We start from the raw sequence: 26062 nt of genomic DNA on the forward strand, positions 1-26062 counted from the left end.
GCCGGACGCAGGGGGCCGGGGGATCGAGGGACGAGTGGACCAGGGCGTGACGCGCTAGCGGTCTCTCCGCGGCAGGCCGCTGACGGGCCTCCCGTGGAGCTTGCGGACCAGCATCACCAGCAGCGCGTAGAGGCACACCAGGCCGATGCCCGCGAAGGCCGCGATCACCTGCGCCACCTGAGGATTCAGCTGCCCCGGCCAGCTCATCGCCGGGCCGCCTTTCGGGCGAGGTTCATGCTTCCAGGGTCGTACCGCCGCGGCCGGACGCCAACTCCGGAGACCGGCCGCGCACCCGCCGAACCGGCAGGCCCGACGAGGCCCGACGCCTCGCCCACCGCTCCCACCAGCCCACCGGCCGGTGATCTGAGTCGCCGCGGGCGTAGATCAGGCGCAGTATCGGACCACACCCGTCCCACGGCCCGAGGCGGTGAGAAGCGAGGTGAGACGTCGCTCGTTCCGGAGCGCGGCACCGTCGATCGGCGAGCCGCTGCCGAAGGAGCGGGTAGGTGCGCGTCCTCATCGGTCCGTGCGCCAGGCATGGCCCGCGCTCGCGATCTACGGCGCGAGCACGCTCCTGCACCTCGTCGTCCTGGCTGTCATGAGCCCGCCGGACGGGCCCGGCCTCCGCGACCGCCTGCTCGCCTGGGACGGGCGGCTGTACACGGAGATCGCCGCACACGGCTATCCGGACGGTTTCACCCATGCGCCCTCGGGCCGGCTCACCGGCAACGACCTCGCGTTCTTCCCGCTGTTCCCGTTACTGATCCGTGCCGTCCACACGGTGACCCGCCTCGACTACGGTACGGCCGCGATCGTCACCGCCAACCTGGCCTTCGCCGCCGCGCTGATCACCGTGGACCTGCTGCTGACCCGGCTCCACGGACGGCGTACGGCACTCATCGCGGTCGTACTGCTCGCCGCGGCGCAACCCATGGCGCTCGTCTTCGTCATGGCCTACAGCGAGTCACTGTTCCTCGCGCTGTCCGCCGCCACCCTGCTGGCCGTCCGACGGGAGGCCTGGCTCACCGCCGGTGCCGCGGCCATGCTGGCCGGCCTGACGCGGCCGGCCGGCGTGGCGGTCGTGGCGGCCCTCGCCTTGGCCGTCGCCCTGTCCCTGGCCAGGACACGCCGTCCCGCCTGGCGCCCCCTCGCGGCCGTCGCGCTCGCCTGCACGGGCACGCCCGGCTACCTCTGGTGGGTGGGCCGGCGGGCGGGCCGGCCGGATGCCTGGTTCAGCATCGAGCAGGCCGGCTGGGGCACCCGTTGGGACAGTGGCAGGTCCTTCCTGCGTTTCCTCGGCGAGACACTGGCCCACGGCGAGGGGTGGGTGCCCGTCAGCACCGCGATCCTCCTGCTGGCCCTCGTCGACGCCACCGCCGTCACCTGGCGCCGGAACACCTGGCCGCCCCTCCTCGTCCACGGCTCCGCCATCCTGATCCTGACGCTCGGGCAGACCAGTTTCTACCACTCCAAGCTGCGTCTGATGCTCCCCGCCGTGCTCTTCCTCATCCCGCTCGCCCGTGCCCTCGCCCGGGTCCGCACCGCCACGGTCGCGATCGCGGTGACCGGCGGTGCGCTGTTCGGTTGCTGGTACGGCGCGTACATGCTCACCGTCTGGCCGTACGCCATCTGAGAGGCGCGCACCCGCGAGGCCGACTCCCCGTAAGGTGCGGTGCATGCTCGTGTGGATCAACGGCCCGTTCGGTGGCGGCAAGACACAGACCGCCTACGAACTCCGACGTCGGCTCGCGGACAGCGTCGTCTGCGATCCCGAACACATCGGCTTCGGACTGCACCGGATGACGCCCCCGTCCTTGCGTGGAGACTTCCAGGACCTCGCGGCCTGGCGGCAGGGGGTGTTCGAAGTACTGGACCACGTCCTGAGCAGACACCACGGGACGGTGATCGTGCCGATGACGGTGGTCGAGCCGGCGTACTTCCTGGAGACCGTCGGCCGGCTGCGTGAGCGCGGTCACGACGTGCGGCACTTCGCACTGCTGGCCGGGCGCGAGACGGTGCTGCGACGGCTGCGCCGGCGCGGCTTCGGGCACGCTGCCCAGCTGATCGCGGGGAAGAACGCCCCCTTGCGCCGGGAGAGCTTCGCCGTGTCGAAGCTCGACCTGTGCTTGGAGCGTCTGCGTGCGGAGGAGTTCGCGGAGCAGGTATGGACCGACCACCTCACTGTGCCCCAGGTTGCCGAGCACGTCGCCGCGACCGCCGGTCTGGCGCTCGCCCCGAACCGGGAGGGAGCATTACGGGGGCACGCGCGGCGGGCCTGGACAGGGATCAAGCACATTCGTTTCGACTGAGCGCACGTCGGCCGCCGGGCTGAGCACGGGCCGGGACTGCTGTCCTCTCCGCTACGGCACCGCGCTCACCGGTCGCGCGATGAGGACAGTTGGTCGCGTACCCATGCGGGGTCCGGGTTGACGTGCGGCCGGCCCGCGACCATGACGGTCGGCACGGTCTCGTTGCCGTCGTTGACCGCTCTCACCGCAGCCGCTCCGGCCGGGTCCCGCCAGATGTCGACCCAGTGCAACTGGTGGGCGTTACGGCCCAGCCGGATGCGCAGCCGCAGGCAGTACGTGCACCCCGGCCGCCAGAAGACGATCGGCCGGCCGTCGACCGTGCTGCGGCGTTGTGCCTCCGGCGCACCCATCGATCTGGGGAAGACCAGAGGCGAGTTCACGCCTGCGAACAGCACGAACAGCAGCAGGGCCGATGCGGCTGCGCCGGGGCTCCCGCTGGAGGCCAGTCCAGCCGCAACGACTGTTCCGCAGAGCAGCAGCAGTACCGGTAAGAACCAGGCTCGCGTCATGGTGAGGCAGGCTAGCGCGAGGACGCGACACTCCTCGAACCAGGTCACGTACCGGACGGCTCAGGGCATGAAAAGGGCGAGGAGTACAACCACCACGGCTATCAGCAGGATCACCATCCACACGGACTTGCCGCCGCGGTGATTCCTCCGGTGGGTGTCCTCGGGGCCCCCGCCCCTCGGGCGGTCCTCCACGTACTGCGGATTGTCCGGGCGATCACGTGTGTAGAAGTCGTCGTCAGCCATATCGGGCTCCCCTCGTCTCTGGGAGCCGAGTGCCCCGTCGGCGACGACGTGCAACACCTGTGTGCGACGGTCAGCCGGGCAGTTCCGTGTGGAGGCGGATCGTGGTGCCGGTCTGCGGGGTGGAGCGTATCTCGACGAGGTCGCACAGCTGGTGTACGAGCCACAGACCGCGTCCGCCGAGCTGCGTGCCGGTGGGCCTGGAGCGTCCGGCGAGGGGGTCCTCGATGTACCCGGCATCGCGGAACTCGCAGATCAGCCGGCGCTCCTCGCTCCAGGTGCGCAGCACGCCCTCGCCTCCACCGTGCCGGATGCTGTTCGTGGCGACCTCTGTAGCGGCCAGATGGAGTTCGCGCAGCCGCCGGCCGCTCAGCCCGAGGCGTTCGGCGCAGGCCGTGATCTTCTCCCGCAGCGCGGGAAGGCTGCCGGGGACGTAGGAGAATTCCTCGTACGGGTCGCAGGGGCCGGTCAGCGCGGCGAAGTCGAACGCGGCATGCGGGCTGTAGTCCGGGCACGAGGTGGTGCGGCCGTCCGCGCGGATCTCGGGGTGGCAGCGGGTCATGCTCTCCAGCGTGGCCCGCTCGCCGGCGGTGTCGTAGGGACACAGCAGCCACCAGGCGGGGCTGTGCGCGAAGGCCTTGTTGAGCAGCCACTCGTGATAGCGCAGTTCCTCCACCTCGGCCTGGCTGCGGGCCTCCTCCCAGGGGGATTCGCCGATGCCGCGCACCGGGCGCCCCTGGGAGACGTACTCCTCGATCCACTCCTGCCAGGCTCCGATGAGCCGCCCCGGATGGTGCGCCGTGGGGGTGGTGTCGACGTAGCGCACCGCCCCGTCGTCGGGGATCTCGGCACGCAGCAGGGACGCCTTGTCGTGCGGGACGGCCACGACGACGGCCTCGCCTTCATCGAGTGCTTCCCGGATGAAGCCCATGGTGCCCTCGACGAACTCGTCCCTTCCGCGGTACGGGTACAGCTCGTGCCGGTAACCGGTCCCGGAACCGGAAGCCGTGGAGGCGGGGCGGGAAGAGGAGGAGGTCACGGCGTCATCACCACCGGGACTACGGGCGCGGCGAACCCGGAGAGTTCCCAGGCCAGCCGCACGGTCTCGTTCGTTCCTTCCAGGACGACCTTGCGGTCCGGCAGATGCGCGGCCGCATCGGCCAGGGCGCTCATCCCCGCGGCGTCCAAGAAGTCCAGGGCCTGACAGAGCAGGCGCACTGTCGCCGTCCGGGCGAGCAGCGTTCGCAGGATGGCGGCGAAGGCCGGGGCGCCTTCGGCGTCGATAACCCCGTTCACCGTCCAGCCGTCCTTTCCCGTCCGGTACACCTGGAATGCGGGTGATGCCGGACGGCTGCCCAGATGGTGGGGGTGCACGCAGCTGACTTTCTCCAGTGTAGACGCGCCCCACTCGGCACTGCTGTAGGCGCACACCACCAGAGCGCCGCTGTCGGCGGCGAACTCCTCCAGGTCCAGCTCACATCGCAGAAGCTCTTCCGACTGCGCGGGCGAGCCGTCCGGGGTCACATGGCGGAGCACCCGAAGCGAGCGGAACCCCTCCCGCCCGGCACTGACGGCCTCGCGGCGCACCGCGGCCAGGAGGGAGCCCTCCAGCCGGGCCGGATCGAGCACCCTGGGGGCGAACTCGCTGGTCGCCTCCGCGGCCGGACCGACGATCACCACCTTGTCGCCGAACAGGGCCCCGTCCGCGACGAAGGCCCGGCTGCGGTCCATGACATCGTCCGCCGGACCCAGCAACTGGCAGACGTGGTCGCCAGTGCCGACCTCGTCGAGTCTCGTCAAAGTGCGCGCCGCTCTCACCGCTCCTCCCCTCAGACTCTCACCCTACTGGCACGCACGACGCAGCCCGCCGCCGACTCGTCACGGTCGACATCAGCCCCTCACTCCGGATGACGGGCGAACCTAGCGACGGCGGCCGGGGTGACAGGGGTGAAGAAGTTGACCAGGTTGCCGTCAGGGTCCCGCAGGAGGAGCGAGCGGTTGCCCCAGGGCATCGTGGTGGGCGCCTGGACGAAGTCCTCCACGGACCCGGTCAGGTTCTGGTGCACGCGGTCCACGTCGTCGACGAGGAACTCGATGATGACGCTGTGGTTGTCGGCCGGCCGGGCGGCGCCCGGCGCGAACAGGGGCACGGTGCGTACGCCCGCGACGGCGAGGGTCGCCGAGGCGGTCCTGAGCTCGGCGAAATCCTCGGTGGACCAGTCCGCCGCCACTCCGATGGCGCGCTCGTAGAAGTCGACGAGGCGGGCGACGTCGCCCGTGATGATGCGGATCGAAACGAAGTTCACGGGTCTCTCCAGCGCTCGGTGCTTGTGATCACACGCTAGAGCGGATATCGGACAGAATCCGCCCGGTATCCGCGGGAGACTTCTCGGTATGTCCCGACCCACCGCGCGCGTGCTGGCCCTGCTGGAGCTCTTGCAGTCGGGCGGCCTGCGGACCACGGCCGAACTCGCCGCCCGGCTCGGCGTCGACGAGCGCACGGTGCGGCGGTACGCCGATCACCTCCTCGACCTCGACGTCCCCGTCGAGTCGGTGCGCGGCCGCCACGGCGGCTACCGGCTCGCCTCCGGCTATCGCGTGCCTCCGCTCATGCTGAGCGACGACGAAGCCCTCGCCGTACTGCTCGGCCTCGTCGCCGGCCAGCGGGCCGGTCTGATGACCGCCACGGGCACGGCTAGCGAGACGGCGGCGGCCAAGATCCGACGGGTCCTGCCGGAACGGCTCGGCCGCCGACTCGACGCCGTACTCGGCTCTCTCACCTTCACGGCTCCGTCCGGCAGGTCGCCGGCCCCGGAGACCGGCATCCTGCTCTCGATCGCCGACGCGGTGCGTCATCACCGGCCGGTTTCGATCCGGTACATCGCCGCCGACGGCCGGCGCAGCGAGCGCACGGTGCACCCGTACGGACTCGTCGCTCACTCGGGCCGGTGGTACGTGACCGGTGAGGATCGTGCGACGGACGCGGAACGTACGTTCCGGCTGGATCGCATCGCCGGGGCGAGGACCCTGCCCGGCACGTTCGACCCGCCCGCGGGGTGGGATCCGGCGGAGCGCGTCCTGTCCGGGCTCGCCACCGCTCCTCACCGGCACGAGGTGACGGTGCGGGTCGAAGGGACGGCCGAGCACGTCCGGGCCCGGCTTCCCGCGGGTGTCGCGATCGTGGAGGAGCTGCCGTCCGGGGGTGGTCCGGATCCGGGGTCCGAGGGCGGCCCGGTTGCGGGCTCCGAGGCCGGTCCGGTCGCGGGGACCGAGCGCTGGTCCCGCGTCGACATGCGTGTGGAGCGGCTCGACTGGCTGCCTGCGGTACTCGCCTCGCTCGACCGTCCGTTCGTCATCGAGCGCCCGGACGAACTCCGCGGGCTCGTCAGCGCATTCGCCGCGCGGCTCGCGGACTCGGCACGCCGGAGACCGCCTGGGGTCTGACGTCCGGCCCGCGGTTGCACTCCTACGGGGTCACTGTTTTCCGGGCGGGGCGGCAGGGCGCCCTGGACGACCCCGCGGTCACGGCCGCCGCGAGCGGGCTGGGCGCCCGGAACTGCGGCTTCGACGGCGTGCTTTCGGCGGACTCCTGCCGGAGCGCGGGCCGACCGGCCTCGCTCCGCGCTGCGGACGGAAGCAGTGGCCGGATCCTGGTCCGGCTCGGCGGGAACGAGGGCGCCTACCGGGCCACGGCCGAGCGGAGCTCCCGAAGATCGACGACGACCGGCTGGACCTGCGGTTCACGGGCATCGCGCAGGCCTACTGATCACCTCGCCGACCACGAGGTCGAGCGCCGAGAGTGCCGCGCTGCTTCCCACCAGCCCGCGCCAGAGCACCTCACGTGCGTCATCTTCACCTCGGGTCCACCGGCCGGCCCGAGGGTGTGGTCATCGATCACCGCGCTGGAGTCCCTGGAGGAGGAGGGCGATCAGGCGTCGGGGGTCGTAGCGGGGGTCGTCGTCGCGTCCGACGCAGAGGTTGCCGATGCCGCGCATCAGCTCGTACGGCTGCGTACCGGGCCTGATGTCGCCCGACTCGACCGCGGCGTCGAGCAGTTGGTCGCAGACGGGCAGCAGACGGTCGAGGAAGTAGGCGTGCAGCGCGGCGAAGCGGTCGTTGTCGGATTGCAGGGCATCGGCGAGCCCGTGCTTGGTGACGAGGAAGTCGACGAAGAGGTCGATCCACTGGCGCAGTGCGTCGAGCGGGGAGTCGGCACTGGCCAGCAGGTTCGGGCCGGCCTCGACGCAGGCCTCGATCTGATGGCGGTAGACGGCTGTGACGAGGTCCGCCCGGGTCGGGAAGTGACGGTAGATCGTGGCCATCCCGACGCCCGCCCTGGCCGCGATCTGGCGGATGGGGGCGTCGACGCCGGAGGTGACGAACACCTCGGCGGCGGCAGCGAGCACCGTCTGCCGGTTGCGCTGGGCGTCGGCCCGCTTGCCTCGGGACGGCGACTCACCTGTGGGGCTGTCGGTGGCCATCGCGCACTCCTCCACACCGATTGACAAAACGGAGCGACGCTCCGGATACTAAATGGAGCGACGCTCCGGTTCAGGTTAGCCGAAGCGGGTCGCTCCTGCCTGCCCTGCCCTTCGCCGGTCGCGAGACCGGCGGACGGCGGGTGCCACCGAAAGGGAATCCGCATCGTGAGCACACCCTCTGCCACCAGCACCGACGTCCCGGGCACACCCGTCCCGGTCCTCTCCTTCAGCCCCGTGGTCCTCTCCGTTCCCGGCCGTCCCGTGGACCTCCACGTACGCGTCTCCGTACCCGCGACCGGAACCCGCCTGCCCGTCATCCTCCTCTCCCACGGTCACGGCCCCTCGAACAACCTCTCCTCGCTCAACGGCTACGCACCGCTCGCCGACTCGTGGGCCGCTCACGGATTCGCCGTCATCCAGCCCACCCACCTCACCTCCAGGACACTGAGCCACCTGGTCGCCGACGCACCCGGCGCACCCGACTTCTCGCGCTCCCGCGCCGAGGACATGACCCACATCCTCGACCGGCTCGACGTGATCGAGCGCACCGTGCCGCAGCTCGCGGGGCGGCTCGACCCCACCAAGGTCGCCGTCGCCGGACACTCGCTCGGCGGCTTCACCGCCACCCTCCTGCTGGGCGCCGGGCTCAAGGACCCCGACACCGGGAACGTGCTGCACCTCGCCGAGCCCCGGATCAAGGCCGGCGTGCTCCTCGCCGCGCCCGGCGGAGGGGGTGACGCCTTCAACGGGCCCATGGCGGAACAGTGGCCGATCATCGGCGCCGTCGACTTCTCCACCATGACCGCACCCGCGCTGGTCGTCGCCGGCGACAAGGACGACTCCCGGCACTTCACGGACAGGGGACCCGACTGGCACGCCGACCCCTACACCCTCGCCCCCGGACCCAAGACCCTGCTCACCCTGTTCGACGCGGAGCACGGACTCGGCGGGATCGCGGGATACGACGCCGCCGAGACCACCGACGAGAATCCCGAGCGAGTCGCCGCCCTCGCCCGCCTCACCGCGGCCTACCTCCACACCCAGTTCCACCCCGGCACCTCCGAGTGGCAGGCCGCGTGCGAGGCACTGACGACCGGACCCGACTCGGTAGGACGAGTCGAAGGCAAGTAAGCCCCCACGGCCACGGTCGCGGCCGCGCGGCCCGGGCGGGCACAGTGCAAACCCCGTCGCACTCGCGTCACGCAAGAAGGCCTACGGGTCCAGGCCCGCCACACGGGCGAACCTCGCAGACTGATCAGGACCCGACCTGTGGTGTCCTCGTCTCCTGGAATGGCTGAGGCCGGCGCGGCCGGGTTCAGGACCAGGCGATCTCGCCATGGCGGGAGAGGAAGCGTCCGGTGCCGGAGCCGGGCTTCTCGGTGGCGAGGGCGACGATCGCGTCCGTGCCCTCGGTGACGGTCTGGGGGCCGCTGTGACCGTTGAGGTCGGTCGCGGTGTAGCCGGGGTCGGCGGCGTTGACGCGGATGCCCTTGAGCCCTTTTGCGTACTGCGTGGTCAACATCGTCAGCGCCGCCTTCGAGGAGGTGTACAGGGGCGCGATGACGTGCGACTCGGGCCGGCCGGGGTCGTGGGTGAGGGCGAGGGAGCCCATGCCGCTGCTCACGTTGACGATCACGGGGTCGTCCGATCGGCGCAGCAGCGGCAAGAACGCGGTGGTGGTGCGGACGACGCCGATGACGTTGACGTCGAGGACGGCGAGGGCGTCGGCGGCGGTGAGGTCGCCGGGATCGCCGATGGGGCCGTGGACTCCGGCGTTGTTGATCAGGACGTCGATCCTGCCTTCGTGTGCGGCGACGTTCGCGGCCGCGGCGGCCACGGACGCGTCGTCGGTCACGTCGATGGGGACGTGGCGTGCGCCGAGCGCGGCGGCGGCCTCCTCGCCCTGCTCGCGGTTGCGAGCCCCGACGAGCACGGTGTGGCCACAGCGGATCAGGCGGCGGGCGGTCTCGCGGCCGAGGCCCTTGTTGGCTCCGGTGATGAAAGTGATGGTCATGCGTTCGATGCTCGCCTCCGCGAGGGAAGCGGACCAGGGACGCTTCGGCGGTAGGAAGACCAGTACCACCCTTGCGCCCGTCCGCACGCCCGGGGATGCAGGAGGATGAGAGCATGCCGACGACACCCGGAACCGGACTGGGCGCGATGATCCGCACGTGGCGGGAGCGGCTGCCCCCGTCGGCCGCCGGGCTGCCGGTGGCCTGCGGGCGCCGGGCGGCCGGACTGCGGCGTGAGGAACTGGCTGACCTGGCCGGGGTGTCGGTCGACTACGTCGTGCGCCTGGAGCAGGGTCGGTCCACGACTCCCTCGGCGTCGGTGGTGGCGTCCCTGGCGCGCGCCCTCCAGCTGTCCACCGCCGAGCGGGACCACCTGTACCGGCTGGCCCAGCTCGTTCCGCCGGCGGGCGGCGCGATCTCGGACCATCTTCCGCCCGGCATGCAGCGGGTGCTCGCCCGCCTCGGGGACGTGGCGGTCGCCGTGTTCGCGGCGGACTGGCAACTGGTCTGGTGGAACCGTGGGTGGGCCGCCCTGCTGGGCGACCCCTCCGCCTCGCCGCCGCGACTGCGCAACTTCGCCCGTGACAGGTTCCCGGTGGACACCGGCCCCGCCCGCCTGGCGCTGTGGCCGGTGACCGAGGCGGATCGCGATGCCACCGACGCCGCCGTCGTCTCCGACCTGCGCCGCGCCACCGGCCGCTTCCCCCAGGACAACCGCTTGGCCACGCTGATCCGTGAACTGAACGCGGGTAACAAGAGGTTCGCCGAGCTATGGGCGACTGGAGGGGTGGCCGCGCACCGCGAGGACCACAAGACGATAGACCACCCGTCGGTGGGCCCTGTCACGGTGGACTGCGACGTGCTGGCCGACGGCGACTCCGAGCTCAAGATCGTCATCATGACCGCCGTGCCCGGCAGCGAGGACGAGACCAAGCTCCAGCTCACCGCTGTCACCGGCCCACCGGCTACCAGCCGTGACTGATCCCACCCGCGCATCGCTTCGACCGGCTGCGTGCGCGCAACCTCCGGCGGCACCGGTGCCATGGATGTCGGTCCGGTGGTGATCAGGGAGACCCTGGCTCGGCGGCGCGTCCTGCGAGTTCCGGAAGCGCTCGTCCCAGGCGTGCGAGAGGGGACAGAGCCATCAGCGCGGGGGACAGCATCATTCCCGCGGCCGTCACCAGGAGGCTGGTGCGCAACCCCCACTCGTCCGCGAGAAGTCCGCCGAACAGGGAACCGAGCGGGGTCAGGCCCATGCCGGCGAACGTGATCGTGGCGGCCGCACGGCCTTGCATCCCGTGCGGAGTGACCGCCTGCCGAACGGCCATGACGGTGACAGTCACCAACTGGCTGCCGGCTCCGAACACGAAACTGATCACAAGGAGCGCGGGAACCGTCACCGTGGACGAGCCGTGCAGCGCGGGCACACACAGGAACGCGCCGTCGCCGAGCGACGCCGCGCACACGAGCACCGCCCCGTGGCCGAATCGGCTCGGCAGGCGGGCGGCCAGCACCGATCCCAGAAGCGCGCCCGGCCCCACCGCCGCAAGCGTCAGCCCGACGGCGGTGCCCGACAGATGCAGATCCCGCGGCAGGAAGAGCAGATAGACGGTCATCACGGCCGCGAAGGAGAACTGGAAGGCGGCCGAGGCGAGGCACACAGTCCGCAGCGAGGTGTCGCTGACGACAAAGCGGATGCCCTCGTGAATCCGCCGTCCTAGGTGAGGGGAACCTTCCGAGCGCTCCGGGACCGATTCGCGGCGACGGATCCGTCGGATCGACAGGAACGACAGCGCGAAGAACAGCGCGCTGGAGGCGGCAGCGGCCGGCGCCGACAGCAGGGACACCAACGCACCGCCGAGGGCCGGACCGCCGATCTGTGCCGCGGACCGGCTGCCTTCGAGCGCGCTGTTTCCCCGCACCAACTGGTCGCGGTCGACCAGCCGCACGAGAGACGCCTGATACGCCACGTCGAAAAATACGGACAGGGCCCCGACGGCGAAGGCGACCACGAACAGCGCGGGCAGGCCGAGCCGATGGACGAGGCCGGCCACGGCGGCGGCGCCCAGTGTGAGGGCCCGGCCGACGTCGGTCAGCACCATCACCGTGCGGGTCCGCCACCTGTCCACCCACGCACCGCCGAAGAGCGAGAGCAACAGGATCGGCGCCTGCCCCACCGCGCGGAGGACGCCCAACCGGCCGGCACCGGCGTTGAGTGTCAGGACGGCGAAGAGCGGCAACACCAGCAGACTTGCCTGCTCGCCGAGTTGGGAGGACGTCTGACCCACCCAGAGCTTACGGAAGTCGCCGTCCCGCCACAGACTGGAAGGGGCAGGTCGATCAGAATCGGATACAGCGGAGGAAGCGGACGACACGACGATCCCTTGGCTTGCCGACAGCGAGGCCCGTCCCTCGGCGCACAACAGGCGTACCGACGGCTCAGGCAGGGGGAAGGCTCGCTGTGCCGCGACATCAAGGGCGGCACGCGATGACAGGTCGAGCACGACCTACGACGTCAACGCGCGCTCCGACGACCGACCATGTCCCAGCCCCTCGTGGGTCATTCCACCGAACCCGAACACTAACCTCCGGCGGCCAGGCGGGAAAGACGAGCGATGCGGCCACGGCCGCCGCTCCCACAGCGGTAGGTGACGCCCGGTCGTCAGCCGGTGTGGTGTCCCGAGGCGGGTCAACGCCCGTGCACGCATGGCCCCTTCCCCCTACCGGGCGACGTAGCCGCCGTCGACGGGGAGGGCCACGCCGATGACGAAGCCGGCGCCGGGGCTGCACAGCCACAGGACGGCCTGGGCGATCTCCTCGGCGGTGCCCAGGCGGCCGATGGGCTGGCCCGCTTCCGCCTCGGCGCGATCGAGTTCACCCTTATTGATCATGTCGCTGACCATGGGCGTGTCGATCGTGCCGGGGCAGACGGCGTTGATGCGGATGCCGCGCGGGGCGTACTCGAGAGCGGCGCTGCCGGTCAGGCCGATCACGCCGTGCTTGGAGGCGTGGTACGAGGCGCGGCCGGGGATGCCGACGAGTCCGCCGAGAGAGGAGCAGTTGACGATGGCGCCGCTGCCCTGGGCGCGCATGTGACGCAGCTCGTGTTTCATGCCGGCCCAGATGCCGCGCAGGTTGACGGCGTTGACCCGGTCGAACTGTGCGGCCGGTTCCTCGGCGGCGTCGGCGGGCGGGATCTGGATGCCGGCGTTGTTGTAGGCCATGTCGAGACGGCCGAAGGTCTCCACCGTACGGTCCACGGCGGCGGCCACCTGGGCCTCGTCGGTGACGTCGCAGACCAGGGCGAGGGCCTCGTGGCCTGCGTCGGTGAGCTGCTCGGCGGCCTGGTTCACGGCTGCTTCGTGGATGTCGGCGAGGGCGACGGCGGCGCCTGCCTCGGCGAAGGCGCGGGCGGTCGCCAGGCCCATGCCGGAGGAGGCGCCGGTGATGAACGCGGTGTTGCCGTGGAAGTCGTAGGTGACGTTCACGCTCGTTCTTCTTCCTGGGCGATGGCTGGGTGGGTCAGGAGGCGGCTCGGATGCGGACCCGGTCGGCCGTGGCGAGGCGGTCGATGCCGCGGCTGTCGGTGAGGCGGCCGAGGATGACCAGGCCGGGGGAGTGCTCGCCGTCCCGGTAGAAGAAGGCGAGGTTGCCCCAGGGCGCGTAGTAGGCAAGGTCACCGGCCTTCGGTGTGACCGCGTCCGGGGCGCCGGAGGTGTCCAGCTCGCGCGGCGGGTCGCCGATCCGCTCGGTGCGGTGGAAGTCCTCCAGCTCCAGCGTGAGCGGGAGCAGAGCGGCCAGGTCGCGCGCCGCGGCGCTGTCGTTCAGGGTGGCGTCGATGCTCTGACCGTCGATCGTCAGGCGGATAGTCGTCACGGCTCTCCTCTCGGGCGGTGCGCTCGGTGTGGATGGCGTACAGGCGCTCGGCCAGGACAGCGGGGCTGGAGTGCTCGGCGTCCGGGTGGATCGCGCCAGGGATGATCAGCTGGGCGGCGTGGATGTTCTCCGGGGCGAGCGCGTCGTGCAGCATCGCCGCGTAGGCGCTCTCGGCGGCGAACGCGATCGAGGTGCCGGCCCGCTCGGGATGCGGGCGCACCGCGCTGCCGCCGTTGACGAACAGCGCAGTGCCGCGGCCCAGCGCCCGCATCCCGGGAAGAACGGCGTTCACGCAGGTGACAGAGCCCTTGACGGAGAAGGTCAGCGGATCGTCCAGGTCGGTCGGGGCGGTGTCGAGCACCGGCTTCATGAAGTCGGCGCGGGGTACGGGGCTGTACTGGAGGATCTCCACCGGCCCCAGCTCGTCGGCCGCCGTACGCAGGGCCGTGACCTGGGAGGCGGGGTCAAGGACGTCGGCGGCGTAGCCACGGGCCCGGACACCGTCGCGGCCCAGCTCCGCCGTCAGGGTGCCGAGGTGTCCGGCGCTGCGGGAGAGGAGCGCGACGCCGTGGCCGGTCGCGCCGAAGCGGTGGGCGGCGGCGAGCCCCAGGCCGGGGCCCGCGCCGACGAGAGCGAACGTGGTCACAGTGGGTCCTTCACGAGGCGTGTGCGGGGTCAGGGCTTGAGGAGGGCCTTGATGGCGCGGCGCTCGTCCATGGCCTGGTAGCCCTCGGCGACCCGGTCCAGGGGCAGGGTGAGGTCGAAGACCTTGCCCGGGTCGATCCGGCCGGACAGGACCCGTTCGATCAGGTCGGGCAGATAGCGGCGTACGGGGGCGGGGCCGCCCCGCAGGCCGACGTGGGAGAAGAACAGCTCCTGTCCGTCGATCGCGACCTCGTGGGGAACGCCGACGAAGCCGACGTTGCCGCCCGGACGGGCCGAGTGCAGGGCCTGCCGCATGGCCTGCGCGGTGCCCACGCACTCCAGCACCGCGTCGGCGCCGATCCCGCCGGTGAGCTCCTTGATGCGGGCGACACCGTCCTCGCCGCGCTCGGTGACGATGTCGGTGGCGCCGAACTCGCGGGCCAGCTTCTGCCGGGACTCGTGGCGGCTCATCGCGATGATCCGCTCCGCGCCCCTCTCCTTCGCCGCGATCACCGCGCACAGGCCGACGGCGCCGTCGCCCACCACGACAGCCGTCGAGCCGGGCTGGACCTCGGCGGCGTCGGCCGCCCACCAGCCGGTCCCCATGACGTCGGAGACGGCCAGCAGGCTCGGCCACAGCTCCTCGGCCGGGTGCCCGTCGGTGGCGACCAGGGTGCCCTGGGCATGGGGGATGCGCAAGCGGTCGGCCTGGCAGGTGCTCATGAACTCGCGGTGCACGCAGTTGGACTGGAAGCCGTTGCGGCAGTTCGCGCAGGTGTTGTCGGAGGTGGCGAAGGAGCCGACGACGAACTGGCCCGGCCTGACCGCAGTGACCTCGGCTCCCACCTCCTCCACGACACCGACGTACTCGTGGCCCATCGGGTGCGGGTCACCGATCGGCTCCAGGCCGCGCCAGGGCCACAGGTCCGAGCCGCACACACAGGTGACGGCCGTACGGATGACGGCGTCGGTCGGCTGAAGGATCTTCGGGTCGTCCAGCGTCTCGAAACGGACGTCGCCTGGGGCGTGGATCACTGCTCCGCGCACGTGGGGCTCCTTTGCGTGTCGTGACGTGCGGTACCGGGGACACCGGCAGGCAAGTAGTGCGGGTACGGGACCGGCACGGACGGGATTTCGCTGTCCGTGCGCGGGGTGCGGCCTCCACCGCCCGCCGGTCTCCCCGGCGGGGCGGAAGGCGCCACGTCATCCAGGTAACCCGCATCTCGCGCACGCAGGGAGTCACCGTCGAGGGGTGTACCGGCAGTACATCCCTCCGGCCGCGCGCGGGACGTACGGTCGATGTCGTGGACAACCGTGAAGAGGTCCGCGAGTTCCTCACCTCGCGGCGCGCGAAGATCACCCCCGACCAGGCCGGGCTGCCGTCCGGCAGCAGGCGGCGCGTCCCCGGCCTGCGCCGCAGTGAGGTCGCCGCACTCGCCGACATGAGCGTGGAGTACTACGCCAAACTCGAACGCGGCAACCTCGCCGGCGTCTCACCGGCCGTCCTGGAAGCCGTCGCGCGCGCCCTCCGGCTCGACGACGCCGAACGCGCCCATCTCCTCCGTCTCGCGCAAGCAGCCGACGGTTCCGACGCCCTGACCCGGCCCCGCCGCCGCGCCGCCCGGCAGTGGGTCCCGCACCGGAGCCTGCAATGGACGCTGGACGCCATCACCGCCGGGCCCGCCTTCGTCCGCAACGGCCGTATGGACATCCTCGCAGCCAACCAGCTCGCCCGCGCCTTCTACGCCGACGTCCACGCCGTCCCCGGGCACCAGGCCAACCTCGCCCGGTTCAACTTCCTCGATCCCGCCTCGCACCGCTTCTACCCGGACTGGGAGCAGGCGGCTGACATCGTCGTCGCCATCCTGCGCACCGAGGCCGGCCGCGATCCCCACGACAAGGACCTGCACGACCTCGTTGGCGAGCTGTCCACCCGCAGCGACGCCTTCCGCACCCGCTGGGGCGCCCACGACGTCCGCCATCACGGCACCGGCACCAAACGCTTCCACCACCGGGCCGTCGGAGACCTCACCCTCGCCTACGAAGGCCTGGAGATGGCCGCCGAACCCGGACTCACCCTCACCGTCTACACCGCCGAACCAGGCTCCCCCTCCGAGGAGGGACTGCGCCTGCTCGCTTCCTGGGCCGCCACCCGGGAAGCCGGCGTCCCCTCCCACGGGGCGACGACCGGCTGACCGCCCCCCTGTTCAGGACGCCCCAGCGGAGTCCCGCCTCACCCGTCCACGACCTCCCGGTCCGCGCCCTTCGTACGGCCGGGCACCTCGCTGTCCGCGCGCCCGGTCAGCGGCGGATGAGGCCGAGGCCGATGGCAGTGGCGACGGCGGCGGTGCGCGAGTCGACGCCGAGCTTGACGTAGACGCGGGCCAAGTGGGACTTGACGGTCCCTTCCGTCAGGTGGAGCCGTTCGCCGACGGCCTGGTTGGACAGGCCGTCGGCGACCAGGGCGAGGACTTCGGTCTCGCGCCGGGTCAGGGCGGTCCTCGGCGTGCGCAGCCGGTTCATCAGCCGGTCCGCGACGGTGGGCGCCAGCGTGGTACGTCCCGCGGCGGCGGTGCGGACGGCGGCGGCCAGGTCCTCGGGTGAGGCGTCCTTGAGGAGGTAGCCGGTGGCGCCCGCCTCGATGGCGGGCAGGGTGTCGGCGTCGGAGTCGTAGGTGGTGACGATCAGCACGCGGGGTGCGCCCGGACGGGCGGTGATCCGGGCGGTCGCTTCGGCGCCGCCCATGCCCCTGCCGAACTGGAGGTCCATCAGTACGACGTCGATGTCCCCTTCGGCGGCCCGCGTGACGGCGGCCTCGGCGGTGGCCGCTTCGGCCATGACGACGAGGCCGGGTTCGGTCTCCAGTACGGCGCGCAGCCCGGCGCGCACGACGGGGTGGTCGTCGGCCAGGAGGAGGCGCACGGGTGCGTCGTCGGTCATGTGCGGGCCCCGGTCTCGGTCCGGGTGGGCGGGGTGCGGGGGAGCCGGGCGGCCAGCGCAGTGCCGTGGCCGGGCGCGGAGTCGATGGCCAGGGTGCCGCCGAGGACACCTATGCGGGCGCGCATGGCCGCCAGGCCGAAACCGCCGCCCTCGGGGTCGGGGGCGGGCAGCTGGTCGGGATCGAAGCCGTGCCCGTCGTCGACGACGTCGAGGGTGACGCGGTCAGCGAGGTAGCTGAGAGTGACCTCGGCGGCGGTGGCCTGGCGTGGCGGACCGTGTTCGCGAGGGCGGACTGGGTGACGCGCAGCAGGGCGACCTCGTGGGCGGTCGGCAGCACGGTGGGGTCACCGGTGAGGCGGAAGCGGGCGGTGAGGCGGTGGCGGGTGCCGGTGGTGGTGCACAGGCGTTCCAGGGCGTCGGCCAGGGTGGTGCCTTCCAGGGTGGGCGGAGTGAGGGCGGCGACGAAGCGGCGGGCCTCGGCGAGGCTGTCCACGGCGGCCTGGCGGGCCGCGTCGACGTGGAGGGAGGCGGTGTCGGGCCGGCCGGGCAGGGCGCGTTCGGCGGCCCGCAGCAGCAGCTGGATGCTGGAGAGGCCCTGGGCGAGAGTGTCGTGGATCTCGCGGGCCAGACGCTCGCGTTCGGCGAGCACACCGGCGGTGTGCTGGGCCCGGGCCAGATCGGCCCGGGTGGCGGTGAGCTCCTCGATCAGCTGCCGGCGCTGTTCGCTCTCCCGGTACAGGGCCTCGTATCCCCGCACCACCGCGACGGCGACAGCCGCGCCGAGCGCGGGGCCGATCGCCATGGCCGGGCCGAAGGAGTGCTGGTGGGCGGCGAAGCCGGCGATGGCCGCCGCCGCGGTGGCGGCCACAGCGGCGAGCCCGGATCGGCGCGGCAGCAGGTGGAGCTGGAGGAAGTACAGCGGGAACGCCACCCATACCGCGTCGGGGGACAGGGCCAGCAGCACCAGCCACGCGGCGCCCACGGCGGCCAGCCACCAGGCCCCGGCCCGCCGGGAGAGACGGAGGTGGGGCAGGAGCGGCCCGGTGGCGTACACCAGACCGCACACCGCCGCCGCGGCGACGATCGGTCCGGCGTGCGGCCGGCCGTCGGTCACGGCCCGGCCGGCGGCCAGGACGAGCAGGCCGATGACCAGCAGGTGCAGGCACCAGGCCAGGGCCCGGGTGGTCGGGGTCAGGGCAGGGGCGGCGGAGTTCACAGTGCGTCCCAGGTTACGGAGGCCGGCGCCCGGGGGCCTCCATCGAAAGTTAGAACCCGTGTGCCGCCTTTCGGCCGCCGAAGTGCCGTCCTGTGCCAGGCGCGGACACGGGAGGGTGACCGCGACGGTGGAGTCGTACCGCTTCCCCACCGGAAAGGACGGACCGAGGCCGTGTTCGTCGCCTGGAGAGACCTGAGGTTCGCCAAGGGGCGCTTCGCCCTGATGGGAGCCGTCATCGTGCTGATCACCCTGCTGGTCGGGCTGTTGTCCGGGCTGACGGCCGGACTGGGCCGGCAGAACGTCTCCGCGATCACGGGACTGCCCGCCGACAGAATCGCCTTCCAGGCCCCCGGCAACGCTCAGGACCTGTCGTACGCCGACTCCACCGTCACCCGGCGGCAGTGGCAGCGGTGGTCCGAGGCGCCCGGCGTCGAAAGCGCCGAACCCCTGGGGATCACCACGACCAGGGCCACCGCCGGTGACAGAAGCGCCGGAGTCTCGGCCTTCGGCGTACGGCCCGGCTCCCGCCTCGCCCCGGACGGCAGCAGGATCACCGAGAGCGCTGTGGTGCTGTCCACCACGGCCGCCGACGGCCTCGGCGTGAAGACCGGGGACTCCCTCGCCCTGGCCGGTCAGCAGCTGAAGGTGGCCGCCGTGCGGGGTGACGCCTTCTTCAGCCACACCCCGGTCATCTGGACCAGCCTCGGTGTCTGGCGCAAGACCGCGCCGCCCACCGCCACCGGTGACGGCCCCGTCGCCACCGTCATCGCCCTGAACACCACCTCCGCGGCCGACGTGGCGGCCACCGACCAGCAGGCCGGCACACGGACGGTCTCCACCGAGGACTCACTGTCCGCGATCGGCTCCTACACCTCCGAGAACGGCTCCCTCCAGCTGATGCGCGGCTTCCTGTTCGCCATCTCCGCCCTCGTCATCGGGGCCTTCTTCACCGTGTGGACCATCCAGCGCAGCGCCGACGTCGCCGTCCTCAAAGCGCTCGGCGCCTCCACCGCCAACCTGCTCAAGGACGCCCTCGGCCAGGCCGTCGTCCTGCTCGCCGGCGGAACCCTGACCGGCACCGGCATCGCCGCCGCGCTGGGCGCCCTCGTGGCCGGCTCCGCCGTGCCGTTCCTCCTCACGCCCGCCACCGTCCTGCTCCCGGCCGCCGTGATGATCCTCCTCGGCGTCCTCGGAGCCGTCCTGTCCATCCGCCGCATCACCTCTGTCGATCCGCTGACCGCCCTGGGGAGCACCCGATGAGCCTTCACCTGACCGGCATCACGCTCACCTACCCCGACGGCGACACCCTCCTGACCGCGCTGGACCGGGTCAGCCTGGTGGTCCCCAAGGGCGGCCTGACCGCCGTGGTCGGCCCCTCCGGCTCCGGCAAGTCCAGCCTGCTGGCCGTCGCCGCCACCCTGATCACCCCCGACGCCGGCACCGTCACCATCGACGGCACCCCCACCACCCGCCTGACCCGCGGCGAACTGGCCGAACTGCGCCGCCGCAAGATCGGCATCGTCTTCCAGCAGCCCAACCTGCTGCCCTCCCTCACCGCCGCCGAACAACTCCAGGTCATGGCCCAGATCGACGGCCGCAAGCCCCGCACCGCCCGCAACCGTGCCCTCGAACTCCTCGACTCGGTCGGCCTGGCCGACCTAGCCGGCCGCCGCCCCCACCAGCTCTCCGGCGGCCAGCGCCAGCGCGTCAACATCGCCCGCGCCCTGATGAACGACCCCACCGTCCTCCTGGTCGACGAACCCACCAGCGCCCTCGACCACGCGCGCGGCGCCGCCGTCATCGACCTGATCACCCGCCTCACCCACGAGCGGGCCACCGCCACGGTCCTGGTCACCCACGACCACACCCACCTCACCGCCGCCGACCAGACCGCCGAAGTCCACGACGGCCGCCTCCACCTGCCGGCACCCACCCGCTGAAACAGCAGCGCCACGTATGCCGTGCCGGCCGAGGCGGGCAGCGCATACGTAGCCGCCGAGGAGACGCCGGCCGAGACGCCGCGCGCCCAGCATCCGCTCCGTGCCGTACGACCGAGCCGCCCGGCCGTTCCCATCCCGCTTCCCAGGCCGGCAGCGTGGCCGGTGCCGCCGGACGCCGACACCCGAAACCCGTGGAGCGCCCTCGTCGTCCCCTGCCTGGTCCTCAACGACCACCAGACCTGCGCTGACCTGCTGGCGAGGGGTGCGTCGTCGGCGGCCGTGACCGGCGCGGCGCCGGCTGGTGGAGGCCAGAGCCGACCACCCGGCCCCAGGGGTCGGCCCGATGCCCGCCAGGGGCCGGGCCACGCCGCCCGAGGGGAACGAATGGCGGACGTCAGGCCACCCGCCGGGGCATCGGACTGGCTGCCCCGGGTACGCGACTGCCGCACTGCTCACCACTTGGGAGGCGTCATGGGACAGCGGAATCCGGATCAGCCGGTCAACCGGTACTGCAAGGCCTGCGGAACACCGGCCGGAGACGCCGACATATGCCAGCGCTGCGGGACCGTCCTGACGCTGCCCGACGGCGCGGGGCTGACGGAGGACGAGGGCGCCGCCGTGCGACGGGACTTCGAGGGGCGCGGCCAGTAGCGGACGCGCTGCCGCCCCGCCCCTGGCCGCGGAGCGAGCCGAGCCGTTCCGGGCCTACGCCGGGGCACGAGCGCCGAACGGCTCCCCGAGGCAGGTGACTCCCAGGCAGCGCGGGCCGTACGGCAGCTGTGGCTGGTCCGCGCCTCCTGCCCGGCCGCCGTACTCCTGCGGGTCGCGTCGGCCGTTCGGAGGCAGCAACAGCATGCGGGGAGCGGCCAGACCGGCCGGGCCGCATTTCACCACGCGGCTCAAGCCTGGATCGACGACCCTTCCCAGAGCTTGGACGCACATCTCCTCCGAGCCTTCGAGGATCTGCGCGCCCTCTCCGCGACGGTCCCACCGGTTGCGGCACCGGCACCGGCATCGGGACCAACTGCTCGCTCGCGCAGGCGCATCCGGCATCCTCCGGAGCCGACCGCGCCGGCGACCTGCCGGCGGCGGTCCCGGCCCACCCGCGCCGGCTCGCCCCGCCCCGCTTCCGGCCCGCGCCGCCGTAATGCCGGCTACGAGGCGCTGGAGTGGGTGCCGGCCCGGCACCCGGGTATCCACGGCGGGCCGGCAGGTCCCCGGTTCACCGGACGGCTGCCGCCCGCTCCCGGGTGCCGACACTGCCGTCTCTCACTCCGTCAACGACGATGCGCCGGTCAGTGCTCGCTGGATCTCGGCTGCGGGGAACGGAGTGCTCTTGCTCTGTGTGATCAGGCGGTGATGGAAGTCATCGAGGACAATCGCGTGCCGTACGTGACGGCCGATGATCGCGCCGATGTCTTGCGGAACGCTGGGGGGCCGATGACCTGCCACCCATGCGCGCAGAAAGGCCCCGTGGTCGGCGCCGCCACGCACGCCGTCGGGAAGGTGATGGCGAAGCAGGTGCCACGGTGCGTAGCAGCGGTCGTACACGAGATGATCGGTAAGGAAGGAGTTCTCTTCCGCCGAGAGTTCGAAGCCGCGGCTCAGGGCCAGACCGAAGTCAGCGAAGTACACCTGTCGGCCATCGGTGAGCAGGTTGGAGAAGTGCGTGTCGAAGTGGACCAGCCCGCGCGCACTCATGAACTCCGTTCCGCGCCGCAGTTCGTCCTCGACCCATAGATACGGCGACTGGCCGCCCCGCTCCCGCCAGGCCACGTTCCGGGCCTCGCCGAGCCATGCGCCGAGCGTCTGGGGCACGTGCTCCAGGAAGAGCACCAGACTGAAGGACGATCGTCCGATGGCTTCCAGTCGGCGGCGCACCGCCGGTGACCCGTCCCAATGCGCGACGGTCCCTTCGACACCCCCGAACTGGTCGGCGAAGGCGTCGGGGGAACTGTCCGGCAAGACCCGCCAGTGATAGAGCAGCGGGAATCCCGTGTACGCCGCCTGCACTACCCAGCTTGTGGTCATGATGTGCGCCGCCAGCTCACGCCAGGCACCGAACCCCGCCGACCCGACCCCGTACTGATAGAAGAGGGGAAGGCCGAACAGGTTAGCCGTCGACCGCGCGTGCTTCGACTGCAACTCGATATCCGTCAGTGGGATTCGCTTGACGAAGACCGGTGTCCCTTCCACCTGCATCTCCGCCGTCCGGCCGCCGACGCCGGAACCGACGCTCGCCGCGTTGGCCACCGCGTCCCCGAGCCGCCGGTCGCTGAACAGGGACAGCCGTGCGCCCACAGTCGCATACGCGGACACCCGCGCGGCATGCCCCGACCCGGTCACATCCATGAGCAACTCCAGTCTGACAGCAGAACGGACGTCTGTTGATCACAACAGCAAACCCGAAGTCGCCGCCGCAGCGCGACTTTTCAACCGGACATGGTCAGGAGGTGGCCTGCCTCGGGCTGCGGGTGCCGGCCGCATCCCACGCATGGATCCCGCCCGCCGTTTCGCCGGGATCTGCCGACGGCCGCCGAACTTGTCGTGGTGCCATCACACGTGCGCCGGTTCGTCCGCGTGTAGGGGTGCTGTCCGCGCGAAGCCCTCGTCGCGCAGGTGCCCGGGCTCTTCCGCCGGTCGGGCCGGCGGACCGACCGGCTGCGATCCGCGCTGGTGTCCGTCGGTCTCGCGCTCGCCGGCCGGTACTGGCGCCCGGATGTGCGGACGCCTTCGGGTCGCCGGTCAGCCGGAATGCCGGTCTGCACCGTCCCTAGTTGAACGTGTTCAAAAACAAGGGTTACGCTGATGCCGAGTAGAGCCGAGGGGGTTCGATGAAGGTAGTGCTGCCCGGGGGAACCGGACAGGTGGGCACGATTCTCGACCGTGCGCTGACGGCGGCCGGCCACGAGGTCACGGTACTGACCCGGCGTCCCGTGCGGGCGCACGACCTCGGCTGGGACGGGGCCACGCTCGGCCGCTGGGCCGCGGCGATCGACGGCTGCGACGCCGTGATCAACCTGGCCGGGCGCAGCGTCTCCTGCCGTTACACCGCCGAGAACCTGCGGGCCATGATGAACTCTCGGGTGGAGTCGACGCGGGCGGTCGGCGAGGCGATCGCCGCCGCCGCGCGGCCACCGCGCGTCTGGCTCCAGATGAGTACGGCGACGGTCTACGCCCACCGCTTCGACGCGGCACACGACGAGGCGACCGGGGTGATCGGCGGATCGGAGCCCGGGGTGCCGGACTACTGGGCGTACAGCGTCGAGATCGCGGAGAATTGGGAGCGGGCGCAGGCCGAGGCGCAGACTCCCGCGACCCGCAGGGTGGCGCTGCGCTCGGCGATGGTCATGAGCCCGGATCGGGGCGGTGTGTTCGACGTACTGTCACGGCTGGTGCGACTCGGGCTGGGCGGTCCGGTGGCCGGCGGCGCGCAGTACGTCTCCTGGATCCAGGACGAGGACTTCGTGCGAGCGGTGGAGTTCCTGATCACCCGGGACGACTTCGAGGGGCCGGTGAACCTCGCCTCGCCCGGCCCCGTAACGCACCGCGAATTCATGCGGGCGCTGCGCACGGCGTGGGGCGTCCCGGTGGCGCTGCCGGCGACGCGCTGGATGGCCGAGTTGGGGGCGTTCGCGCTGCGCTCGGACACGGAACTGCTGCTCAAGAGCCGTCGGGTGGTGCCGGGCCGACTCAGCGCGGCCGGGTTCGACTTCACGTATCCCGACTGGGAGAAGGCCGCTACGTCCCTCGTACGGCGGGCCAGGCCGGTTCGTGCGGCATCGGGCCGGTCCCGTTGATCGAGCAGCCACTGTGTGAGGCGACCACATATGAAGGGGGCCGGAGCCTGCGCGGGCTGAAGCGGGGGAGCGGTGACACCCGAAAACGTCACCGCGTTCCTGGCCGCCGCCCGTGGCTGCTGTCGCGGACCGATGTCCGAGAACCCACTCCACAGTCCCCGTCCTCGCGGAGCCTCGGAGGCGAAGTGGTCAGCGGGTGGGTGGGACGAACTCCGGCTGGTCGAGCAGGCGCAGCCAACTTCCGTCGGGCGGGCGCCTGACCACCTGTGCCCGCGCGCCGGCCCCGTCCTTCGGCGGCGTCGAGGTGAGGGCGATGTCGCCGCTGATCAGTGTCGGCAGCGGTTGCTCCGACGCGAAGCGGGGGCCGTTGGCCAGCACCTTCTCCCACAGCACGCGGATCGCCTCCCGCCCCACCGTCAGCTCGCCGGGTGGGTAGGCCATCACGGCATCCTCTTCGTAGAGTGCGGCGACCCCGGCCGCGTCACCGGCGTTGGATCGCTCGACGAACAAGCGCGTGATGTCCTCGGGTCGCATGGCCTTCTCGTGCTCCGGCTCCGGCATGGGTTCCTCCTGACGTCGGCTTCTGGCGCTTCTCAGCGTGGTCGCCCGGCGGCCAGAAGTCCAACAGATGGATCTTCTGCGTACTAGAATTCGCAGTCATGGAGCTCAGGCAGCTGGAATACTTCGTCGCAGTCGCCGAGGAGCAGAACTTCACCCGCGCGGCCGAGCGGGTGCACATCAGCCAGTCCGGCGTCAGCGCCCAGATCCGCCAGCTCGAACGGGAACTCGGTGCCGAGCTGTTCGACCGGTCGGCACGCAGCGTCACCCTGACCGTCGCAGGGAAGGCCGCGCTCGAACACGCCCGAGCCGCACTCGCCGCCGCTGGGGCAGTCGGCCAGGCGGTGGGCGAGGTGACCAACCTGATCCGGGGTCGGCTCACCGTCGGGATGGTCATCGGCTGCACCCTCACCCCGCTGTTCGACGCGCTCGCCGCGTTCCACGAGGCATATCCCGGCGTCGAGATCACACTGCTGGAGGACAGCTCCGACCGGCTCGTCGAAGGGGTGCGTGCCGGCGCCGTCGACCTGGCACTCATCGGGGCCGCGACCGCCACCCCCGACGGGCTGGACGCGCTGACGATCATCAGTGAACGACTGATCGCGGCAGTCCCGGCCGGGCACCCCTTGGCGAAGCAGCGGCGGGTCACCCTGCGCGACCTGGCCGCGTACCCGATCGTGTGTATGCCACCCGGTACCGGCCTGCGCGCGGTATTCGACCAGGCCTGCGCCGCACAGGGCCTCCAGCCCGCGATCGCGCTGCAAGCAAGCGCTGCGGACGCCATTGCCGATCTCGCCGCGCGCGGGCTCGGCGTCGCCGTCCTCAGCAACTCGATGGGCGAGAGCTACCGCGACCGGCTCACCGTCCGCACCATCGATGATGTCGAAACACCGGCGTTGCTCGCCCTGATCTGGACGAGCGCGCGCAATCCCGCAGTACGCGAGTTGCTGGCGCACAGCCGACGAGCGTTCACCGAGATCAACCCCGATCGGCGGTAACGCCTGGGACTCACCCACCTGGGGTGCGCTCGTGATGGCCGGCCGGCCCCCACCGCGTGCCCTCGGTGCGCGCACCGGCGATGCCGCCCACTCGCCCGGTGCGCACGATGTACCGCCCCGCGCGCGCTAGGTGGGAGATGCCGTCCCCGTGCGCACCGACGATGCGGTCGCTTCCCCTGGACGCCGATCGATCACCCCGATGACCTGCGACGCGACGCCGATGCGACGCCCTCAGGCAGAACACCCCCATGGGAACCGAACCGATAGCCCTAGCGTGGGAAGGCGGCGAAGCGGGCGAACGCCCACGGGTCGTGGGCTCGGACAAGGTTCTCTCCGACCGGTTGGCCCAGTTGACCAGTGCGGGCGTCATCGAGCGTCACCGCACCCCCGGTTGGCCTCCCCGCGTCCGCTACGTCCTGACCAGCCAAGGCCGGGCGCTGGAGCCGGTGATGCGCAGCATGTGGGAGTGGGGCATGGTGCGACGGAACGCCCTTGGCTGATCGCCGGACCAAAGGACCCCTGGCAGGCGGTCGGCCCG

27 protein-coding genes and 2 pseudogenes are annotated in these 26062 nt (G+C 71.7%); 12 read left to right on the top strand and 17 right to left on the bottom strand.

What is annotated here, in order from left to right; genetic code table 11:
- Nucleotides 1-54: 54 nt before the first annotated feature.
- Entirely contained in the window at nt 55-207 is a 153-nt protein-coding gene (locus tag AB0F03_RS29965; RefSeq protein WP_361997457.1) for a hypothetical protein, read from the bottom strand.
- A gap of 319 nt (nt 208-526) precedes the next feature.
- Between AB0F03_RS29965 and AB0F03_RS29970 the strand changes: the two genes are divergently transcribed.
- Both AB0F03_RS29970 and AB0F03_RS29975 read left to right on the top strand, forming a co-directional pair.
- Nucleotides 527-1633, top strand: coding sequence for a hypothetical protein (locus AB0F03_RS29970; protein WP_361997459.1), 1107 nt, complete (start codon nt 527-529; stop codon nt 1631-1633).
- Between the two features lie 43 nt (nt 1634-1676).
- On the top strand, nt 1677-2309 hold the full coding sequence (locus AB0F03_RS29975; RefSeq protein WP_361997461.1) for an AAA family ATPase: 633 nt from the start codon (nt 1677-1679) through the stop codon (nt 2307-2309).
- 65 nt (nt 2310-2374) lie between these two features.
- Here AB0F03_RS29975 and AB0F03_RS29980 read toward each other — a convergent pair whose 3' ends face one another.
- From AB0F03_RS29980 to AB0F03_RS30000, 5 genes are all read right to left on the bottom strand, one after another.
- The gene (locus AB0F03_RS29980) at nt 2375-2818 is read right to left on the bottom strand and encodes a glutaredoxin domain-containing protein (protein ID WP_361997463.1); all 444 of its coding nucleotides are present in this window, start codon (nt 2816-2818) and stop codon (nt 2375-2377) included.
- A gap of 60 nt (nt 2819-2878) precedes the next feature.
- The gene (locus AB0F03_RS29985) at nt 2879-3061 is read right to left on the bottom strand and encodes a hypothetical protein (protein ID WP_356824488.1); all 183 of its coding nucleotides are present in this window, start codon (nt 3059-3061) and stop codon (nt 2879-2881) included.
- 70 nt (nt 3062-3131) lie between these two features.
- Nucleotides 3132-4097: a sensor histidine kinase gene (locus tag AB0F03_RS29990; RefSeq protein WP_361997465.1), complete on the bottom strand. Its 966-nt coding sequence runs from the start codon at nt 4095-4097 to the stop codon at nt 3132-3134.
- The gene (locus AB0F03_RS29995) at nt 4094-4876 is read right to left on the bottom strand and encodes an MEDS domain-containing protein (protein WP_361997467.1); all 783 of its coding nucleotides are present in this window, start codon (nt 4874-4876) and stop codon (nt 4094-4096) included. The genes AB0F03_RS29990 and AB0F03_RS29995 overlap by 4 nt, the downstream gene beginning before the upstream one ends.
- 80 nt (nt 4877-4956) lie before the next feature.
- A complete protein-coding gene (locus tag AB0F03_RS30000; RefSeq protein WP_361997469.1) occupies nt 4957-5364 on the bottom strand; it encodes a VOC family protein in 408 nt (135 codons plus the stop codon).
- An 88-nt stretch (nt 5365-5452) separates the two neighbouring features.
- On the opposite strand from AB0F03_RS30000, the gene AB0F03_RS30005 reads away from it, so the two are divergent.
- Complete coding sequence (locus AB0F03_RS30005; protein WP_361997471.1) at nt 5453-6502, top strand: transcriptional regulator; 1050 nt, start codon at nt 5453-5455, stop codon at nt 6500-6502.
- A 443-nt stretch (nt 6503-6945) separates the two neighbouring features.
- Here the strand turns inward: AB0F03_RS30005 and AB0F03_RS30010 are convergent, their stop codons facing one another.
- A complete protein-coding gene (locus AB0F03_RS30010) occupies nt 6946-7539 on the bottom strand; it encodes a TetR/AcrR family transcriptional regulator (protein WP_361997473.1) in 594 nt (197 codons plus the stop codon).
- A 165-nt stretch (nt 7540-7704) separates the two neighbouring features.
- On the opposite strand from AB0F03_RS30010, the gene AB0F03_RS30015 reads away from it, so the two are divergent.
- Nucleotides 7705-8670 (top strand): alpha/beta fold hydrolase, encoded by a 966-nt coding sequence (locus tag AB0F03_RS30015; protein WP_361997475.1) that lies wholly within the window; start codon nt 7705-7707, stop codon nt 8668-8670.
- A 184-nt stretch (nt 8671-8854) separates the two neighbouring features.
- Here the strand turns inward: AB0F03_RS30015 and AB0F03_RS30020 are convergent, their stop codons facing one another.
- On the bottom strand, nt 8855-9553 hold the full coding sequence (locus tag AB0F03_RS30020) for an SDR family NAD(P)-dependent oxidoreductase (RefSeq protein ID WP_361997477.1): 699 nt from the start codon (nt 9551-9553) through the stop codon (nt 8855-8857).
- Between the two features lie 113 nt (nt 9554-9666).
- Between AB0F03_RS30020 and AB0F03_RS30025 the strand changes: the two genes are divergently transcribed.
- Nucleotides 9667-10533 carry a helix-turn-helix transcriptional regulator gene (locus AB0F03_RS30025; protein WP_361997479.1) on the top strand — a complete coding sequence of 289 codons (867 nt, stop codon included), beginning with the start codon at nt 9667-9669 and terminating at the stop codon, nt 10531-10533.
- A gap of 82 nt (nt 10534-10615) precedes the next feature.
- Here AB0F03_RS30025 and AB0F03_RS30030 read toward each other — a convergent pair whose 3' ends face one another.
- The 5 genes and pseudogenes from AB0F03_RS30030 to AB0F03_RS30050 all read right to left on the bottom strand — a co-directional run bounded on the left by AB0F03_RS30030 (nt 10616) and on the right by AB0F03_RS30050 (nt 15119).
- Nucleotides 10616-11926 carry an MFS transporter gene (locus tag AB0F03_RS30030; RefSeq protein WP_361997535.1) on the bottom strand — a complete coding sequence of 437 codons (1311 nt, stop codon included), beginning with the start codon at nt 11924-11926 and terminating at the stop codon, nt 10616-10618.
- Nucleotides 11927-12271: 345 nt separating this feature from the next.
- The gene (locus AB0F03_RS30035; protein WP_361997481.1) at nt 12272-13039 is read right to left on the bottom strand and encodes a glucose 1-dehydrogenase; all 768 of its coding nucleotides are present in this window, start codon (nt 13037-13039) and stop codon (nt 12272-12274) included.
- A gap of 34 nt (nt 13040-13073) precedes the next feature.
- On the bottom strand, nt 13074-13427 hold the full coding sequence (locus tag AB0F03_RS30040) for a cyclophilin-like fold protein (RefSeq protein ID WP_361997483.1): 354 nt from the start codon (nt 13425-13427) through the stop codon (nt 13074-13076).
- A 25-nt stretch (nt 13428-13452) separates the two neighbouring features.
- A pseudogene (locus AB0F03_RS30045) lies at nt 13453-14073 on the bottom strand (SDR family NAD(P)-dependent oxidoreductase); the annotation flags it as partial.
- Between the two features lie 29 nt (nt 14074-14102).
- Nucleotides 14103-15119: a zinc-dependent alcohol dehydrogenase family protein gene (locus AB0F03_RS30050; RefSeq protein ID WP_361997485.1), complete on the bottom strand. Its 1017-nt coding sequence runs from the start codon at nt 15117-15119 to the stop codon at nt 14103-14105.
- Nucleotides 15120-15376: 257 nt separating this feature from the next.
- Between AB0F03_RS30050 and AB0F03_RS30055 the strand changes: the two genes are divergently transcribed.
- Nucleotides 15377-16267, top strand: coding sequence for a helix-turn-helix transcriptional regulator (locus AB0F03_RS30055; protein ID WP_361997487.1), 891 nt, complete (start codon nt 15377-15379; stop codon nt 16265-16267).
- Between the two features lie 106 nt (nt 16268-16373).
- Here the strand turns inward: AB0F03_RS30055 and AB0F03_RS30060 are convergent, their stop codons facing one another.
- Together AB0F03_RS30060 and AB0F03_RS30065 are read right to left on the bottom strand one after the other, a co-directional pair.
- Nucleotides 16374-17012, bottom strand: a complete 639-nt coding sequence (locus AB0F03_RS30060; protein ID WP_361997489.1) for a response regulator transcription factor — start codon at nt 17010-17012, stop codon at nt 16374-16376.
- Nucleotides 17009-18228: pseudogene (locus tag AB0F03_RS30065) on the bottom strand (sensor histidine kinase). Before AB0F03_RS30065 ends, AB0F03_RS30060 begins: the two are co-directional and overlap by 4 nt.
- A gap of 171 nt (nt 18229-18399) precedes the next feature.
- Here AB0F03_RS30065 and AB0F03_RS30070 point away from each other — a divergent pair.
- From AB0F03_RS30070 to AB0F03_RS30080, 3 genes are all read left to right on the top strand, one after another.
- A complete protein-coding gene (locus AB0F03_RS30070) occupies nt 18400-19488 on the top strand; it encodes an ABC transporter permease (RefSeq protein WP_361997491.1) in 1089 nt (362 codons plus the stop codon).
- The gene (locus AB0F03_RS30075; RefSeq protein ID WP_361997493.1) at nt 19485-20168 is read left to right on the top strand and encodes an ABC transporter ATP-binding protein; all 684 of its coding nucleotides are present in this window, start codon (nt 19485-19487) and stop codon (nt 20166-20168) included. The genes AB0F03_RS30070 and AB0F03_RS30075 overlap by 4 nt, the downstream gene beginning before the upstream one ends.
- 471 nt (nt 20169-20639) lie before the next feature.
- Entirely contained in the window at nt 20640-20819 is a 180-nt protein-coding gene (locus AB0F03_RS30080) for a hypothetical protein (RefSeq protein WP_361997495.1), read from the top strand.
- A 618-nt stretch (nt 20820-21437) separates the two neighbouring features.
- Here the strand turns inward: AB0F03_RS30080 and AB0F03_RS30085 are convergent.
- Complete coding sequence (locus tag AB0F03_RS30085; RefSeq protein WP_361997497.1) at nt 21438-22520, bottom strand: protein kinase family protein; 1083 nt, start codon at nt 22518-22520, stop codon at nt 21438-21440.
- Between the two features lie 482 nt (nt 22521-23002).
- Between AB0F03_RS30085 and AB0F03_RS30090 the strand changes: the two genes are divergently transcribed.
- Entirely contained in the window at nt 23003-23968 is a 966-nt protein-coding gene (locus AB0F03_RS30090) for a TIGR01777 family oxidoreductase (RefSeq protein WP_361997499.1), read from the top strand.
- 189 nt (nt 23969-24157) lie between these two features.
- Here the strand turns inward: AB0F03_RS30090 and AB0F03_RS30095 are convergent, their stop codons facing one another.
- Nucleotides 24158-24529: a nuclear transport factor 2 family protein gene (locus tag AB0F03_RS30095; RefSeq protein ID WP_361997501.1), complete on the bottom strand. Its 372-nt coding sequence runs from the start codon at nt 24527-24529 to the stop codon at nt 24158-24160.
- Between the two features lie 98 nt (nt 24530-24627).
- On the opposite strand from AB0F03_RS30095, the gene AB0F03_RS30100 reads away from it, so the two are divergent.
- Complete coding sequence (locus AB0F03_RS30100; protein ID WP_361997503.1) at nt 24628-25524, top strand: LysR substrate-binding domain-containing protein; 897 nt, start codon at nt 24628-24630, stop codon at nt 25522-25524.
- Nucleotides 25525-25772: 248 nt separating this feature from the next.
- Nucleotides 25773-26024 carry a winged helix-turn-helix transcriptional regulator gene (locus AB0F03_RS30105; RefSeq protein WP_361997505.1) on the top strand — a complete coding sequence of 84 codons (252 nt, stop codon included), beginning with the start codon at nt 25773-25775 and terminating at the stop codon, nt 26022-26024.
- Nucleotides 26025-26062 lie beyond the last annotated feature (38 nt).

This window comes from Streptomyces sp. NPDC028722 (assembly GCF_040637655.1).
Lineage (GTDB): Bacteria > Actinomycetota > Actinomycetes > Streptomycetales > Streptomycetaceae > Streptomyces.